General features: G+C 69.7%; 14 protein-coding genes. 7 read left to right on the top strand and 7 right to left on the bottom strand.

Annotation, left to right across the window (positions count from 1 at the left end):
• Positions 1 to 3 precede the first annotated feature (3 nt).
• The 5 genes from ACFV9G_RS02045 to ACFV9G_RS02025 form a co-directional block, all read right to left on the bottom strand.
• Complete coding sequence (locus ACFV9G_RS02045) at positions 4 to 2229, bottom strand: MBL fold metallo-hydrolase (protein WP_378724453.1); 2226 nt, start codon at positions 2227 to 2229, stop codon at positions 4 to 6.
• 148 nt (positions 2230 to 2377) lie between these two features.
• The gene (locus ACFV9G_RS02040; protein WP_378724451.1) at positions 2378 to 2983 is read right to left on the bottom strand and encodes a hypothetical protein; all 606 of its coding nucleotides are present in this window, start codon (positions 2981 to 2983) and stop codon (positions 2378 to 2380) included.
• A 77-nt stretch (positions 2984 to 3060) separates the two neighbouring features.
• Positions 3061 to 4335 (bottom strand): DUF222 domain-containing protein, encoded by a 1275-nt coding sequence (locus ACFV9G_RS02035; RefSeq protein ID WP_378724449.1) that lies wholly within the window; start codon positions 4333 to 4335, stop codon positions 3061 to 3063.
• Positions 4336 to 5059: 724 nt separating this feature from the next.
• Complete coding sequence (locus ACFV9G_RS02030) at positions 5060 to 5443, bottom strand: DoxX family protein (protein ID WP_378724447.1); 384 nt, start codon at positions 5441 to 5443, stop codon at positions 5060 to 5062.
• Between the two features lie 23 nt (positions 5444 to 5466).
• Complete coding sequence (locus tag ACFV9G_RS02025) at positions 5467 to 6522, bottom strand: Lrp/AsnC family transcriptional regulator (protein WP_378724445.1); 1056 nt, start codon at positions 6520 to 6522, stop codon at positions 5467 to 5469.
• 135 nt (positions 6523 to 6657) lie between these two features.
• Between ACFV9G_RS02025 and ACFV9G_RS02020 the strand changes: the two genes are divergently transcribed.
• Entirely contained in the window at positions 6658 to 7836 is a 1179-nt protein-coding gene (locus tag ACFV9G_RS02020) for a dipeptidase (RefSeq protein WP_378724443.1), read from the top strand.
• On the opposite strand, the gene ACFV9G_RS02015 is transcribed toward ACFV9G_RS02020, so the two are convergent.
• Positions 7833 to 8732, bottom strand: a complete 900-nt coding sequence (locus ACFV9G_RS02015; RefSeq protein WP_378724441.1) for a MerR family transcriptional regulator — start codon at positions 8730 to 8732, stop codon at positions 7833 to 7835. The genes ACFV9G_RS02020 and ACFV9G_RS02015 overlap by 4 nt on opposite strands.
• 8 nt (positions 8733 to 8740) lie before the next feature.
• Positions 8741 to 9178 (bottom strand): SRPBCC family protein, encoded by a 438-nt coding sequence (locus ACFV9G_RS02010; protein WP_378724439.1) that lies wholly within the window; start codon positions 9176 to 9178, stop codon positions 8741 to 8743.
• Between the two features lie 104 nt (positions 9179 to 9282).
• Between ACFV9G_RS02010 and ACFV9G_RS02005 the strand changes: the two genes are divergently transcribed.
• Genes ACFV9G_RS02005 through ACFV9G_RS01980 form a run of 6 tightly spaced genes read left to right on the top strand, consistent with a single transcriptional unit; the run spans position 9283 to position 16255 of the window.
• On the top strand, positions 9283 to 10554 hold the full coding sequence (locus ACFV9G_RS02005; RefSeq protein WP_378724437.1) for an NAD(P)/FAD-dependent oxidoreductase: 1272 nt from the start codon (positions 9283 to 9285) through the stop codon (positions 10552 to 10554).
• Positions 10551 to 11306: a DUF1365 domain-containing protein gene (locus tag ACFV9G_RS02000; protein WP_378724435.1), complete on the top strand. Its 756-nt coding sequence runs from the start codon at positions 10551 to 10553 to the stop codon at positions 11304 to 11306. The genes ACFV9G_RS02005 and ACFV9G_RS02000 overlap by 4 nt, the downstream gene beginning before the upstream one ends.
• On the top strand, positions 11303 to 12571 hold the full coding sequence (locus ACFV9G_RS01995; protein WP_378724434.1) for a class I SAM-dependent methyltransferase: 1269 nt from the start codon (positions 11303 to 11305) through the stop codon (positions 12569 to 12571). The genes ACFV9G_RS02000 and ACFV9G_RS01995 overlap by 4 nt, the downstream gene beginning before the upstream one ends.
• The gene (locus ACFV9G_RS01990; RefSeq protein ID WP_378724432.1) at positions 12568 to 13914 is read left to right on the top strand and encodes a cryptochrome/photolyase family protein; all 1347 of its coding nucleotides are present in this window, start codon (positions 12568 to 12570) and stop codon (positions 13912 to 13914) included. Before ACFV9G_RS01995 ends, ACFV9G_RS01990 begins: the two co-directional genes overlap by 4 nt.
• The gene (locus tag ACFV9G_RS01985; RefSeq protein ID WP_378724431.1) at positions 13914 to 15257 is read left to right on the top strand and encodes a TIGR01777 family oxidoreductase; all 1344 of its coding nucleotides are present in this window, start codon (positions 13914 to 13916) and stop codon (positions 15255 to 15257) included. The genes ACFV9G_RS01990 and ACFV9G_RS01985 overlap by 1 nt, the downstream gene beginning before the upstream one ends.
• The gene (locus ACFV9G_RS01980) at positions 15254 to 16255 is read left to right on the top strand and encodes an SDR family NAD(P)-dependent oxidoreductase (protein ID WP_378724430.1); all 1002 of its coding nucleotides are present in this window, start codon (positions 15254 to 15256) and stop codon (positions 16253 to 16255) included. Before ACFV9G_RS01985 ends, ACFV9G_RS01980 begins: the two co-directional genes overlap by 4 nt.
• The last annotated feature ends 13 nt before the right edge of the window (positions 16256 to 16268 follow it).

Below are 16268 nucleotides of genomic sequence, written 5' to 3'. Positions count from 1 at the left end.
CCGTCAGTCGGCCTCGAGAACGGGGGAGCCGTCGGTGGGGATGACGATGGCGCTGGCCGGGGTCAGGTCGACCCGGTAGGTCCCGCCCGCGCTGACCGTGGCGAGCACCGCCTCCGCCTCGGCGCGGCTCCCGAAACGCTGCGTACGCAGGATCTCGGTGACCTCGGGGCGGATGGACTCGACGGGGCCCACGCCGGGGAGGAAGCCTCCGTAGGAGTCGAGGACGTCGAGCTCGAACTGGACGTACCAGCCGTCGGGGTCGTGGACGAAGCTGTCGATCTTGATGTTGATGCCGTCGGCCAGGAGCGGGATCCGCGGGTTGCGGTTGAGCGCGCGGTCGTAGCCGTGCTGCACCTGGCCGCCGTCGACCAGCCGGACGCGTACGTCCTGGGCGCCGTTCTCGCGGCCGGGCTTGAACGGGCCGTAGGTCTCGATGCTCTGGTAGCCGGGCTGGGTGTCGGCGATGGCGTTGGTGGCGGTGGCGTATCTCTTCTCGAGGTAGTTGACCCATTCGCCCGGGACCATCGCGTCGAGCATGGTCAGCTGGCGGTCGCGGTTGGCCGGGTCGTTGTTGTAGGCCTTGAGGGCCTGGTAGATCTCGACCAGCGGAAACTGGTTGGCGTGCTGGCCGGTGACGTAGTCGGGTGCGACGCGCTGCTGGAGCCAGGCCAGGTTGTAGGGGAAGCCGAGTCGCTGCCAGCCGTTGGTCGGCGAGACGATCTTCGGGCTCCAGCCGTAGCCGCCCATGTAGCCGAAGGTCAGCCGTCTGCCGTCGCGAGGGTTCTTCACCTCGAACACGAACGAGGCCGACCCGGGGGTGTGGCCGGGCGACCACAGCGGCATCAGGCGTACGTTGCCGAAGTCCATCCACTCGTCGTAGACCAGGAAGTCGCTGCGTTCCCTGATCAGGGTCTCGGTGGCCGGCAGCGCAGGCGGGAGATTCCACGTGTTGCCCACGGCATCCTGGCCCAGGCCGACGATGTCCTCGCGCGGCGAGTGCAGCCGGACCGTGCCGCCGGCGTTCTCGATCATGGTGACCAGCTCGACCGTGGTGCCGTAGTGGTCGCCGTGCCCGTGGGCCATGATGATGTCGTCGATGTCGCGCGGGTCGAAGCCCATCGCCTCGATGTTCTTCCAGTACTGGTAGCCGCTGTTGGGCCAGCCGGTGTCGAGCAGCACGAGCCGGTTGTCGCGCCGGTTCCGGGTGCCCATGTCGGTGTTGAACAGGTAGCAGGACACCTCGTTGTCGCCGACGAAGTAGAAGGTGTTGGGCACGATCTCGAACGGCTCGGTGCTGCGGGTGTAGGGCGCCGCGGCGACACCGGTCGCGACGATGTCCACGTAGCGCTGCCCCGAGACCGGGTCGACGCCCTTGTCGGTGAGCAGGTCGCTCTGCGTGGGTACGTCCCACACCGGCTTGCCGTCCGAGGCGTCCTGCGGCGTGAAGTAGAAGATCTGACGCACCCGGGCGTCGTCGGCCTCCCGGAAGTCGCGGTCGAAGACGACGAACGCGGCCTGCCGGTTCGTGGTGCTGTAGGCGTAGTCGCGCGTCACCGGCACCGCGGCGAACGTCGAGGGCTGCGAGGCAGACCGGCTCGACGTGTCCACCCGGTAGACCTCGACGTCGGGCGCGACCCGGTAGGTCTCCTCGTAGCGCTTGCTCGGCCGGGGGAGCGGGCGACCGCCGATGTCCTCGGTGACCTGCCGCCCGTCGCCGATCGTGATGGTCCGGGTGCTCTTGGCGTAGACCCAGCCGGCGGCGACCATCGCGCCCGGGCTGCCGTCGCGCGGGGCGAGCTCCGGGCCGTATCGCTGCGTCGCGAAGACCGGCCTCGCCGACTTGGTCAGCACTGTGTGGAAGGGCTGGGTCTGGTCGTCGTCCACGACGACCTCGCCGCGCTTGACCACGAAGTCGACGAGGGTGCCGTGGGTGATGCCGGCTGCGATCTGCTCAGCGGCGCTGGGTCGTACGCGCTGGGTCACCGCCAGCCGGCTCCCGCCCTCGGCCAGCACCGGCACCTCGACGACCGCCTGGGTGCCCTGGTCGACGACCTTGGGCTCGCCGATGACGAACCCGACCACCACCCCGTTGCGTGTGAGCCTCCGCTCGGGGACCGAAGCGGCCTGAGCCGCCTGCTGGATTCCCGGCCCGCTCGCGGCCAGCGCGCCGCCGCCGGCGACGCTCGCGCCGACCTTGAAGAGTGAACGCCGATCGAACTCCATGCCCATGCGATTGCCCTCTCCGCGATGGCTCTCCCTGGAGGGAGGCCGCTGGCTCCGCAGCCTAGGAACGGCATGGAATACGCGTCCAAGCCCGTTTCGGACTGACGTGATGCCAGCCGGACATGACGACGGTCACACGCACGCTGGAGGCGTTCTAGGACCATCGCGACCAGTCCTCTGGAGTGTCGACCGATGGCTGATCGACCACCCATTGGCGGAAACGGTCGATCTCGGCCTGGTAGGCAAGCGGTGGGTAGCTGCTCCAGTCCTTGACTCCCGGCCAGAGCAGCTCGACCTCGACGTCGTTGTCGCGCGCCGTGATCGAGTAGAGCTCCCGGTTGTCCCTTCGGGAACCGACCACCATCCCGTTGAGAACGTGATCGCAGGTGAAGGTCTCGAACCCATCGCGGCCGGAAGCGGCCGCGCCGGGCGTGAGGTATGTCGACATGAGGAACTTCAGCCAGGGCACCATGTGGTTGGCCTTGTCCCCGCCGTCGTAGCTCAGACAGCAGCCCTGGGGGCAGGCCGACCAGTTGGACCATCCGCGAGGCGCCGTTCTCTGGAGGGCCAGCGCAGCGGCGTTGTCGTTGTCGAGTGCCTGCAACCCGGTTTCGCGGCGGTCGACGTAGACCGAGCCGGAGATCCGGTTGATGAGCTCGCGTTCGTCCTCGTTGAGCTCAGGCAGTATCTGCAGATATCCGACGAAGTCTGTTTGGTATCCCATGGGCGCCACGATTCCCGGCTCGCAGTTGTCGAGCAAGGAGCGACCTCGAGGCTGTGGATAACTCGGATCGAGGGCAGGTTGTGGACGGAAAGTGGCCCGCGGTCTGATCGGAATCAGGTGCGGCGGGTGAATCGGATGGTGCCATCCGGTAGTCGCTCATGGACGTACGCCGGGGCGTGCGCCAGACGATGGTGATGCGGACACAACAAGACCCCGTCCTTCAGGTTGGTCCTGCCACCTGCAGCCCAGGGATCGAGGTGGTGGGCGTCGCACCATTCCGGGGGCATGTCACACCCTTCGGCCTGGCAGCACTTCTGCTGTAGCCGCAGCGCCTTGCGCTGGATCGGTTGGAAGAACCTGCTGGCCCGTCCGGCGTCGAGGACCTCGCCGTCACCGCCGAGGACCCAGGGGATGATGGTGGCGTTGCACGCCAGCTTGCGGGCTTCGGCGGCGGTGATCGTGGTCCCGTTGGTCTCGTCGTAACCCAGGGTGGCGATGCCGAGGTCCTTGCGGAGCTCCTCGAGACTGATGACCACGTTGATGGTGGTCGCATCCCCACCGTGGCGGGGCAGGCCGGCGGGGTCGAGGGTCTCCAGGAGCCGGGAGAACCCCTGGCCCATCAGTCGTTCCCACGGCGGCAAGCCTGCACCTTTCGCGACCAGTTGTTGTTTGCGGGGTTGGGCGTAGGCCTCGACGAGCCGTTTGAACCGCATCCCGATCGAGGTCGGCAAGACGCCGTCGAACCCGACGGTGCCGTCGTGGTTGTCCCAGACCCGCAGCGCGGTCCTCTGCTGGGCACGTTCCTCCTCGGCGAGGAGAGCCTTGGCTTCGGCGTCTTCGAACCGGGCGGGGTCGACCTCGGTCAGGATCTTCCGGCCCACGATCCGCAGCTCGTTCGCGGTCAATTGGGTGGCGTAGTCGACCAGGAGCTTCTCGGCCAGGGCCAGGTCCTCGGCACTCGCGACAGGGTCGGCATGGACCTTGTCCAACGCCCGGGTGATGACGCGGGCCTTGTCCAAAGACACCACGCCCTCGGTCAGACCGGCTGCGACGAGGTCGTACTTCGCCACCCCGGTCGCCAGCTTGATCTGCGACCTGGCCACACCCTTGTCGAGGAGGAGCTCGGCCCGCATCCACGCGGAGGCATCCTTGTCGCCGGTCTCCTCGGCGATATCACCCGCGACGGCGAGGACCCGGAGTTTCAGTGCGGCCTGTTGGGCTTGGAGCTTCTCCAACCGTTCGAGCAGGTCCTTCTTCTGGCTGGTGCGCCAATAGGCCGGGTCACTCGCGAACAGGTCGTGGAGGGCGGTCTCGATAGCCTGCAAGGCGGCGCCGATCGCGTCACCGGGGTTTGTGCCCCAGTGGTCGATGTCGCGGCCGAGACTCATCGCCAGCCCTTCCTTCACGAGGTGTTGTGATGGGTCTGATTCTACGCCTCAACGACCTTCGTTGCCATCTATTTTCCCAGTTCAAACCCTATTTTCGCGTTGAGCGAACGTCCTCGCTCCTGTGGATGGTAAGTGGCCCGAAGGGCCACCCCTCCACCCCCACAAGCCCCACCCTCCGCAGCAAGAATCCTCCGCGCCACACCCGGGCCGCCGCCCCGATAGCCAGCCAGATCTTTCTCGACGGACCCCGGTGTCAAGGACCGCGAAGCGGCCGGCGAAGCCGGCGGCCGCAGGCCGTCCTTTACTCCGGGGTCCGTCGAGAAGACCCTCCAAGCACGGGTCGGCGGCCCACGGTCCCCCGAAAACCGGTCTCCAACCGATGTCCGTCAGGGGAACGCAACAACCTTGCCCCTCGGAGATCAGGCACCCGAAGCGACCGTGTTGGTCTCGACACGCTCGCTGGCGCTCGCGGCTCGACCAGCGGCGGAGGTTTCGTCGACGAGACAGATGCGCCGACTCGGCACTCGTCGACGAGGCAGATGCGCCGACTCGGCGACGCGGTGAAGAACCAGGCCCCAGCCACTGCCGATGGGCAGAACTCCACGCGCTCGACCGGGACCAGACGCGGAAGCGACCGTGTTGGTCTCGACACGCTCGCTGGCGCTCGCGGCTCGACCAGCGGGGGCCTTGGCAGCGGGGCAGATGCGCCGACTCGACGAGCTGGTCAGGCCGCGAAAGGAGTGGTGCCGAAGCGGCCGACGACGATGAAGACGGCCAGGGCGAGGTAGGCCACGTTGACCATCACCAGCTTGGCCTGGCCGAGACGACCGTGGGTGATCATCGCGCCGATCATCAGCGCGATCCAGCAGGCAGCGGTGACGGGCACCATGACCGGCACGATGTCGAGCACGGCGGGAAGGACGAGCCCGATGGCGGCCAGGATCTCGAGGATGCCGAGGGTCCGGACGAAGGTCGGGCTGGCGCCGCGGGTCCAGGCGGCGCCGTCGTGCCGGGACAGCTTGTCCAACGGTACGAAGGTCTTGGTGAGGCCGCCCGTCAATGCGACGAGGGCCAGCAGTCCGGCGGTGATCCACAGGGCGATGTGCATTGTCTCTCTCCTGAAGTGTGGGTTCACCCCTGGAGACGAGACGGCTCCCCGTCGTGTGACGTGCGGTCGGTGCTCGGCGGGTAGGGGACCAGCGTCCCGGTGGAGCGGCCGAGGTCGTCGAGCCTCCAGCCGAGGCGCTTGATCTGGCGCAGGACGATCGCGGACTCGACCACCTCGAGGGGCAGGTCGCGCTGGAGGTGCTCGTGGAGGAGCATCGCGCTCTCGACCGAGCGGGTCCAGGTGCTGATCAGCAGGTTCGTCGGTCCGGGCAGGCCGACGACCTGTCGTACGCCGGGGGTGGCCCGGAGGCGGGTGAGGCACTCGGCGACGTCGCCGACCGGCACCCGGCACCAGGTCTGCACGACGATGGGCAGCGGGGTCATGCCCTGGGCGACCTCGCAGCGGAAGGTGAGGGCGTCGGAGGCGAGCAGCTGGCCGAGCTGGCGGCGGGTCGTCGACAGCGGCCGGCCGGTCTGGCGGGCGATGTCGGCCGCGCTGCTGCGGCCGTTGCGGATCAGCGCCTGGGTGAGGGCGGCGTACGGCTCGGCCCAGGGGTTGACGGGGGTGGACGTGGTGCCGGGGTGGTCCGGGATCCGGGTCACGGCGCGGGCGCGCTCGGGATCGAGCCCGCCGACCCGCCAGCTGCTCGCGTCGACGTGGAGCCGGGCGACGTGGTGGGCGCGTACGCCGAGAACGCCCGGGAGGGCGGACAGGTCGTCGAGCAGCAGCTTGGGCATGTCGCCGGGGCCGAGACCGACGGCCGTTACGATCAGGCCGAAGTCGCGGGCGGCCTCCTCGATGGTGATGATCATCGGCCACGCGGCCAGCTCCTGGGCGAGGGTGCCGGCCCGTCCGCCGACGCAGGAGATCTCGGCGATGGCGAGGCTGGCTCCGTCGTGCCCCCGGACCCTCGGATGGCCCATCACCCAGGCGCTGCCGTCGGCGCGCAGCCTCTCCCAGCGGCGGCTCAGGGTCGCCGGGGAGGTGCCGAGCGCGGCGGCCAGGTCGGTCCAGGACGCACGCGGCCTGATCTGGAGCGCGTGGATAAGCGAAAAGTCGTCCTCATCCAGTGTCGCCATGGTCACATCCTGTCCGATCGTCCGGACGGACGAGCGATTCGGTCCAATTCACCGGCCGCCGACGTACGTGCCGAGATACTCGTCCCCGCCGTGAGCTCGGCCGTTCCGAGCCTGCCCGAGAGGACCCCGAGAAAAATGACAAGACGCTGGACGAAGCGCCTGCTCCTGGCCGTACTCACCATTCTCGTCATCGGGGGCGCCGGCTTCTTCGCGCTGGCACCCGGGATCGTGGAGAACGGCCAGAACAAGATCCGTCCGGCCAGCCTGCCGGAGGTCACGCCCGAGACGCGACAGCTGCACGACTCGCTGCAGGTCATCGACATGCACAGCGACACCCTGATGTGGGACCGCGACCTTCTCGAGCACTCGGACCGGGGTCACATGGACCTGCACCGGATGGAGGACGGCAACGTCGCGCTGCAGGTGTTCTCGTCGGTGTCGAAGTCGCCCAAGGGGCAGAACTACGACAGCAACACCGGCGAGACCGACAACATCACCCTGCTGACCTTCGCCCAGCTCCAGCCGCCCCGCACCTGGACGTCGCTGCTCGACCGCTCGCTCTACCACGCCCAGAAGCTCGACAAGGCGGCGGCGGACTCCGACGGCAAGCTGCGGCTGATCCGCACCCGTGCCGACCTCGATGCCCTGATCGCCGACCGTGAGGCCGGCAAGCAGGTCGCCGGTGCGCTCTTCTCGGTCGAGGGTCTCCAGAACCTCGAGGGCGACTTCGACAACCTGGACACGCTCTACGACGCCGGCATGCGGATGGCGGGGTTCACGCACTTCTTCGACAACGAGGTGGCCGGCTCCATGCACGGTGTCGAGAAGGGCGGCCTCACCGATCTCGGGCGCCAGGTGTTCGCCGAGATGGAGCGTCGCGGCATCATCGTCGACATCGCGCATGCCAGCCACGCCGCGGTCGCCGAGATGCTCGCGATGGCGACCAAGCCGGTGGTGCTCAGCCATGGTGGCGTACAGGCGACCTGCGACGTCAACCGCAACCTGACCGACGAGGAGGTACGCGGGGTCGCCGCGACCGGCGGCGTCGTCGGCGTCGGTTACTGGGACGCCGCGGTGTGCGACCTGACCGTCGAGGCCGTCGTCGACGCCATCGACCATGTCGTCGAGGTCGGTGGCATCGAGACGGCGGCCCTCGGCAGCGACTACGACGGGTCCACCACCGTCGGCTGGGACACCAGCGATCTGGCCACCATCACCCAAGAGCTCGTCGACCGAGGCTATGACGAGACCGAGGTGGCGGCGATCATGGGCGGTAACACCGTGCGCGTGCTCCGCGCCACCCTGCCTGACTAGACGGAGGTCCTCGCGGAGATCAGGGCCGCAAGGGTCCTCGCGCCGGCCACGATGTCGTGACCCAGGCGTACGGCGGGTTCGGGAGCGTGGCTCTGTTGTCCTCCGCCGACGGCCACGAGGAGATCGGGGCGGTGGTCGTGGACGGCGGTGATCACCGCGGCGGTGGCGATGATGTCGGCGGTGGTGGGGATCACGAGCACCGCGGCGGCGAGGGCGGGATCATCGACGACGCCGAGCCAGTCGTCGACCGGCAGGTCGGCGCCCAGGTAGTCGGTGTCCATACCGTGGCGTCGGGCGGCGACGGCGAAGGCGAAGAGACCGATCTCGTGGCGGGTGCCGGATGCTGTCCCGAGCGCGATGCGAGGCCCGTGGCCGTGGGCGGCCGCAGCCTCGTACGCGAGGGCGAGGCGACGCATCACCGCGTTCGAGGCCAGATGCTCGCCGGCGACGCTGACCCGGCCGTCGGCCCAGGCGTCCCCGAGGTCCTCCAGGGCAGGGAAGACGTGGTCGGTCATGACCGTCTCGAAGCCGCCGAGGGCAAACACCTGGTCCAGGGTCGCGGCCAGGCCGGTGGTGTCGAGTGCCGACGCGGCGGTCGTCAGTCGATCGGTGAGGTCGAGGGCGGGACGGGTTCCGTCGCTCCGCGGGTCCGCAGCGATCTGGTGAGCGGGCTGCGCGCGATCGATCCGGATCGCCTCGGCCGCAGCCAGGCTGGCCGACCATCCCTGGTCCACGAGCTCCTTCATCGAGCGCAGCACCGCGACGTCGCGATCGCCGTACAGGCGGTAGCCGCTCTCGGTCCGGTCGGGAGCGATCACGCCGTACCGGCGCTCCCAGGCACGAAGCGTCGCGGTGGTGATCCCGACCCGCTGTGCCGCGTGCTTGATGGTGTACATCTGCGCGGCTACCGGGCCAGTCGGTCCAGTGTCGTGCGCATCTGCTCGGACGCGGAGTCACCCAGCCGCGTGAACGCGGGGGTCAGCAGTGGGGCGACCATCCTGGCCATGCCTTTCAGTTCGAACTCGGCCACGTAACGCACGGAAGTGCCGCCCGCGGCTGTCGGTACGAAGGTCATCGTGTCATGAGCCACGACCGTCTTGTTCTCGCCGCGTAGCACGAGGCGTGTGCCGGGTTCATAGACCTCCACCACGTAGGTGAGATCGGTGTTGCGCCCGAGGAAGCGAGAGGTGTTCGCGTACGCAGTCCCCACCCCGCCGTCCCCGGAGATGCGGTCGGTGCGAACCGTGCCCGGATCCCACTCCTCGGTGTTGGTGAAGTCGGCCAGGAAGTCGAACACCTCGGAGGTCGCTGCGGAGGTCTCCACGGTTCGATCGATCTTCATCATCGTGCCCCTTTCAAACCTTTGACATACCTTGTACAAACATTGTACGTTCGATTTCAGAAACTAGCCAGCGGCGATGCCGTTGCCTGACGAGGGAGTTCCCCATGAGCCCAGCGGCCGACACCCCGAGACCGACGGTCGCCGTGATCGGTGGCGGAGTCTCGGGGCTGACCGCGGCGTACCTCCTCGCCCGCAGCCACGACGTCACGCTCTTCGAGGCCGAGGAGAGGCTCGGCGGCCATGCGCACACCCACGACGTCTCGACCGCATCGGACGCCGTTCTGCGTGTGGACAGCGGCTTCATCGTGATGAACGAGCGCACCTATCCGAACCTGATCCGCCTCTTCGGGGAGCTCGGTGTCGAGACCCGGCCGACCGAGATGAGCATGAGCATCGTCTGCGACGACTGCGGCCTCTCCTACGCCGGCGGCAAGGGTCTCGGCGGCATCCTGGCCGACCCGGGTCGTCTCGGCGACCCGCGCTTCCTGCGCATGCTGGCGCAGGTGCCGCGGTTCCACCGTCGCGCCCGCCGTCTCCTCGAGACCGACAGCGATCTGACGTGGGGCGAGTTCCTCGAGGAAGGCGGTTTCAGCGACTACTTCGTCCAGCACTTCGCCGTTCCGCTGGTCTCCTGCGTCTGGTCGTGCGGTGACGAGGACGCTGCCGCCTACCCGGCGCGGCACCTGTTCGCCTTCCTCGACCACCACGGGATGCTCCAGGTCACCGGGTCACCCACCTGGCGCACGGTCGTGGGCGGCTCCCGCGCCTATGTGGACAAGATCGCCGAGCGGGTGGGTGAGGTCCGTGTCGGCGAACCGGTCACCGCTGTGGAGCGGTACGCCGACGGGGTCGAGGTGCGAACAGAGGCCGGGTTCAGGCGCTTCGACCGTGTGGTGGTGGCGACCCACGCCGACCAGGCCCTGAGGCTCTTGGCCGATGCGACTCCCGAGGAGAAGGCCGACCTGGGGGCGATCGGGTACTCGCGGAACGAGACCTGGTTGCACCGCGACGCCGCCCTGCTGCCGGCCTCGCCCCGTGCCCGGGCGTCCTGGAACTATCGCCTCGCCTCGTGCGGCGGTGGCGCCGACAAGGTGGTCGTCAGCTACTGGATGAACCGGCTCCAGGGTCTCGAGGACCAAGACGAGCATGTGGTGACGCTCAACGCCACCGAGCATGTCGACCCGGCCACGGTCACCGCACGGATGAGCTATCAGCACCCGGTCTTCACCACCGAGGCGGTCGCGGCAGCGGCCCGGCTGCGTACGGCCGGCGGACCTCGCCTGGCCTTCGCCGGTGCACACCTCGGCTGGGGCTTCCACGAGGACGGCTGTCGCTCCGGGGTGGAGGCGGCGGAGTCGTTCGGGGTGATGTGGTGATCCCGTCACCGGTCTTTCCCGAGGTGCCCGCGCTGGTCGTCGGCCATGTCAGCCACGCCCGAGAGGTGCCTTTGCGGCACGCGTTCCGCCATCGCAGCTACCAGTGGCTCATCGACGTCGACGACCTGCCTCGCCTGCCGTCATGGCTGCGTCCGCTGGCCGGGTTCCGGGCCGAGGACCATCTCGACAAAGGCTCGTCGGGACATGGCGTCCGAGGCGATCTCGGCGCGTTCCTCGCCGGCCGCGGCCTCGACCTCGCGCCGACCGACCGGGTGCTGATGCTGGCGAACGCCCGTGTTCTGGGCCATGTCTTCGACCCCCTCACCGTCTTCTGGGTGCAGTCGGACGACGGTGTGCTGCGCGCGGTCGTCTTCGAGGTGCACAACACCTACGGCGGCCGTCACGCCTACCTGCTCGACATCGATCGACGTGGGCATGCCAGCACCGACAAGGCCTTCTACGTATCGCCGTTCAACGACATGGCCGGGACCTATGACATCCGGCTACAGGTCGACCCCGGACAGGTCTCCGTGACCGTCGGCCTCGACCGCGACGGCGCACGCGTGCTGACCGCGACCACCCGCGGGACCCCGGAGCCCGCGACGCGCCGTGCGCTGCTGCGGGTCAGCCTCACCCACCTGCTGATGCCCCATCGGGTCAGCGCGCTCATCCGGTTCCACGGGATCCGGCTGTGGCTGCGCAGGCTGCCCGTCTTCCCCCGTCCTGTTCCTCAGAAAGAGGCCACATCATGAGTGCAGAGCCTGTGACCCTCGAGCCGCCGGTGCAGAGCGCGCCGCCCGCGACCGGGAGCCTGCGAGCAGGCATCGCCAAGCAGATCCTGCGCGTGGCGACCCGGCGGGTCCCGGTCGACGTCGTGCTCCCCGACGGCAGCCTGCTCAACCAGCGAGCCGGATCACCTGCCGCAGGCAGGCCGGCCATCGAGCTGCGGCGCCCGCAGTCGTTCTACGGCCGGATCGCGGCGAACCCGAAGATCGGCCTCGGTGAGGCCTACTCGGCCGGGGACTGGCACGCCGCGGACGGCACCGATCTCGCGGACGCGCTGACTCCCTACGCAGAGCGCCTCTCCCGGCCGCTCCCTGGCTGGATGCGGCGGCTGCACCGCCTGGTCGACCAGCCCATCCCCGCCGAGCAGCGGGGTGCCCTGGAGGACTCCCAGGAGAACATCTCCGCCCACTACGACCTGGGCAACGACATGTTCGCCGCGTTCCTCGACCCCAGCCTCAGCTACAGCTCGGCTCTGTTCGACCACACCCGGCCCCTCTCCGAGCAGAGCCTGCACGAGGCCCAGCTGCGCAAGGTCAACGCGGTCCTCGACCTGGCCGGCGTCGGTGCCGGTGACGAGGTGCTGGAGATCGGCACGGGGTGGGGGACCCTCGCGATCGAGGCGGCTCGGCGCGGCGCACGGGTCACCACCGTCACGCTGTCGGTCGAGCAGGCGGCGCTGGCCAGGGAACGGGTCGAGGCCGTCGGCTACACCGACCGGGTCGAGGTGCTCGTGCTGGACTACCGACACGTCGTCGGCACCTTCGACGCCGTGGTCAGCGTGGAGATGATCGAGGCGGTCGGCGAGCGCTACTGGCCGGAGTACTTCGCCGCCCTGTCGCGGCTGGTGCGTCCGGGCGGGGCGATCGCCCTGCAGGCGATCCTGATGCCGCACGAGCGCTATCTGGCGACCCGCAACTCCTACGGCTGGATCCAGAAGCACATCTTTCCGGGAGGGCTGATTCCGTCCGCCACCGCCATCTCCGAGCAGGCCGCCCGGGCCGGCCTGAGCGTGACCCGCACCGACAGGTTCGGAGCCGACTACGCCGAGACCCTGCGCCGCTGGCGCTCCGCCTTCCTGGCCGCGTGGTCGACGATCGAGTCGGACGCCTTCGACGACGAGTTCCGTCGAACCTGGGAGTTCTACCTGGCCTACTGCGAGGCGGGCTTCCGGGCCGAGGCCATCGACGTTGCCCAGATCCGCCTGGAGGCCGGCGGACGGGACCACCCATGACGACGTCGTTGATGTGGTTCCGGCGAGACCTGCGGCTGGGGGACCATCCGGCCCTGCAGGCCGCGGCCGCCGAAGGGCACGTGGTGCCGCTGTTCGTGCTCGACCCGCGCCTGGCCGGCACTGGGCGGAGGTGGGGGCGGCTGCTGGCCTCGCTCGCAGCACTGCGCGAGGAGACGGGCGGTGCGCTGGTGATCCGTCAGGGCGACCCGGCCGAGGTGGTGGCCCAGGTCGCCGCCGAGGCCGGAGCGAGCCGGGTGCACATCTCGACCGAGACGACCCCCTACGGCCGGCGGCGCGACGAGGAGGTGGAGCAGCGGCTGGCGGACGCCGACATCGGGCTGGTCGGCACCGGCAGCTCCTACGCCGTGACCCCGGGCCGCGTCCGGAACGCGAGCGGGGCGCCCTACCGCGTCTTCACCCCCTTCCTACGGGCATGGCGCGAGCACGGATGGAGGGCACCCGCCGGTGACCCTCAGGTCGAGTGGATGACGAAGCTCGACTCGGAGCCGTTGCCCGACCATCCCGACGATCTCGACCAGGAGGCCGGCGAGCGTACGGCGCTCCACCGCTGGGAGGACTTCTGTGCCGAGGAGCTGGCCGGCTACGCCTCGGCCCGGGACCGGCCCGACCTCGACCGGACCAGCCGGATCTCGACAGCGCTGAAGTACGGCGAGATCCACCCGCGTACGCTCCTGGCCGATCTGGACGCGCACGACACCGGTGCCTCCGGGGAGGATGTCGAGCGTTTCGTCGCGGAGCTGGCCTGGCGTGAGTTCTACGCGGATGTGCTCTGGCACGAACCGGGGTCGGCATGGCGTGACCTGCGGGGAACGATGCACGGCATGCAGTACGACGAGGACCCCGAGCTGGTGGAGGCGTGGAAGTCGGGCACGACCGGATTCCCGTTCGTCGATGCCGGTATGCGCCAGCTGCTCGCGGAGGGCTGGATGCACAACCGGGTGCGGATGGTCGTCGCGAGCTTCTTGGTCAAGGACCTGCACATCTGGTGGCCGGTAGGCGCCCGGCACTTTCTCGACCATCTCCTCGACGGCGACGTGGCCTCCAACAATCACGGCTGGCAGTGGGTGGCCGGGACCGGAACTGACGCCGCGCCCTACTTCCGGGTCTTCAACCCGATCACCCAGGGCCTCAAGTTCGACCCCCAGGGTGACTACGTCCGACGCTGGGTACCCGAGCTTCGCCACCTTTCAGGGGCGGCGGCCCACGAGCCGTGGCGCCACCCCGAGGGGTTCGCCGACGGCTACCCTGAACGCATCGTCGACCACGCCGAGGAGCGTCGCGTGGCACTGGCCCGGCTGGCAGAGCTGAAGGACTCCAACTGATGACCTTCCGTACGACGACCCACGAGTTCCGGCACACCGTGCCGGACGCGGCCGACGTCGTCTTCGACTGGCACGGCCGGCCCGGCGCGTTCCAGCGGCTGGTGCCCCCGTGGCAGCCCGTCCGGATCGCCGAGGAGGCCCAGGACCTCGCCGGCGGCACCGCGGTGCTCGCCTTCCCGGCCGGGCGGCGATGGGTGGCCCAGCACCTGCCCGAGGAGTACGTCGCCGAGCGCAGCTTCGCCGACCGCCTGGTCTCGCGTCCGTTCCTGGTGCCGGTGTCGTGGCACCATCGACACGACTTCGAGAGCGCCGGTGAGGGCACCACCGTGGTCGACAGGGTCACGACGACACTGCCGAGGAGACTGCTCGAGCCGATGTTCGCCTACCGGCAGCGTCAGCTCGCCGACGACCTGGCCGCCCACCGCTCGGCGGCCGGCACACCTCGGCTCACCGTGGCGGTCACCGGCGCATCCGGCCTGGTGGGAAGCGCGGTCTCGGCCTTTCTGACCACCGGCGGGCACACCGTCGTCCGCCTGGTGCGCCACCGCCCGAGCGCGCCCGACGAGCGTGCCTGGGACCCGGACGACCCCGACCCGGCCTCGCTGGCCGGGGTGGACGCCGTGGTCCACCTGGCCGGCCACAGCATCGCCGGCCGCTTCACCGACAGGCACAAGGAGCTGATCCGCGGCTCACGCATCGGGCCCACCCGTCTGCTCGCCCGGGCCGCTGCGGAGGCCGGCGTGGGTGTCTTCGTCTGTGCGTCCGCGATCGGGATCTACGGAGCCGACCGTGGCGAGGAGGTCCTCACCGAGGACTCCACGACCGGGGACGACTTCCTCGCCCACGTCGTCCGTGACTGGGAGGAGGCGGCCCTGGCCTCCGTCGACGCGGAGATGCGGGTCGTCCTGGTGCGCACCGGGATCGTGCAGAGCCCGCGTGGCGGGGCCCTGCGCCTGCAGCGGCCCCTGTTCGCCACCGGACTCGGCGGCCCGATGGGCTCGGGGGAGCAGTGGCAGTCCTGGATCGCGATCGACGATCTCGTCGACATCTACCACCGGGCTCTGGTGGATCCCGGACTCTCGGGCCCGGTGAACGCCGTCGCCCCCTCTCCGCTGCGGCAGCGCGCCTACGCCGCTGCGCTGGGGCGAGCGTTGCACCGCCCGGCGATCCTGCCGACACCTTCGTTCGGGCCCCGCCTGCTCCTGGGTAGGGAAGGGGCGCAGGAGGTGGCCTTCGCCAACCAGCGGGTGGTCCCGCAACGACTGCTCGGGCTCGAGCACCGCTTCCGGTTCGTCGAGGCCGAGCAGGCGCTGCGACACGTCCTCGGGGGCGTGCGCACATGAGCCGGACCGCAGCGCCCGACCAGGGTCTCGACCGCGTGCTCGACCGCACGGTCCTGCTGGGCTACTCCCGCCTCGGCTACGCGATCCGTCACCGTCGTTGGGCCGAGAACGACCCGCGTCCCGGAGCTCTGACAGGGCGGACCGCTGTGGTCACCGGCGGCGGGAGCGGTCTCGGCGAGGCCACCGTGCTGGGTCTGGCCCGCCTCGGTGCACGCGTCCACATCCTCGTACGCTCACCCGAACGCGCCGCCCCCGCGGTTGCCCGGATCGAGCGGGTGCTGCGCGTCGAGGGGCGGGCCGCCGAGCTTCGGACGGAGCGCTGCGACGTCTCCGATCCGGCCATGATCGACGCGTTCGCCGAAGACTTCTGCGAGCGGGACGGCGGCCGCACCGCTCTCGACGTGCTCGTGCACAACGCGGGCGTCATGCCGCCCGAGCGGACCGAGTCGGTCGAGGGTCACGAGCTGTCCGTCGCCACCCATGTGCTCGGGCCGATCCGGCTGACCGAGCAGCTGCTGCCGGCCCTGCGCCGCGCCGAGCGCGGCGCCCGGCAGGTCTTCGTCGCCTCGGGCGGGATGTACACCCAGCCACTTCCCGTGGACGACCCCGAGTTCGAGCAAGGCACCTACCAGGGCGCCGTGGCCTATGCGAGGTCCAAGCGCATGCAGGTGGAGCTGGCACCGATCCTGGACCGGCGGTGGTCACCGGACCGGATCGCCACCTTCGTCATGCACCCCGGCTGGGCGGACACACCGGGCCTCGCCCGATCGCTCCCCGCCTTCCGTACGTTGAGCCGACCGCTGCTGCGCCCGGCCGAGGAGGGTGCGGACACGGCGGTGTGGCTCGCGGCCACCGAGCCCACCCCGCCGTCCGGCACCTTCTGGCACGATCGCCGCCAGCGCCCCACGAGCTACCGGTCTGCGACCCGCCCGGGTCGCGGAGAGGCCGAGGCGCTGTGGAGCTGGGCCGCTGCCGCCGCGGGCCTGGACCGGCCCTAGCCCCGATGTCACC

It is taken from the genome of Nocardioides sp. NPDC059952, assembly GCF_042730435.1.
Classification (GTDB): Bacteria; Actinomycetota; Actinomycetes; order Propionibacteriales; family Nocardioidaceae; genus Nocardioides.
This window is presented reverse-complemented; position numbering and strand designations above follow the sequence as displayed.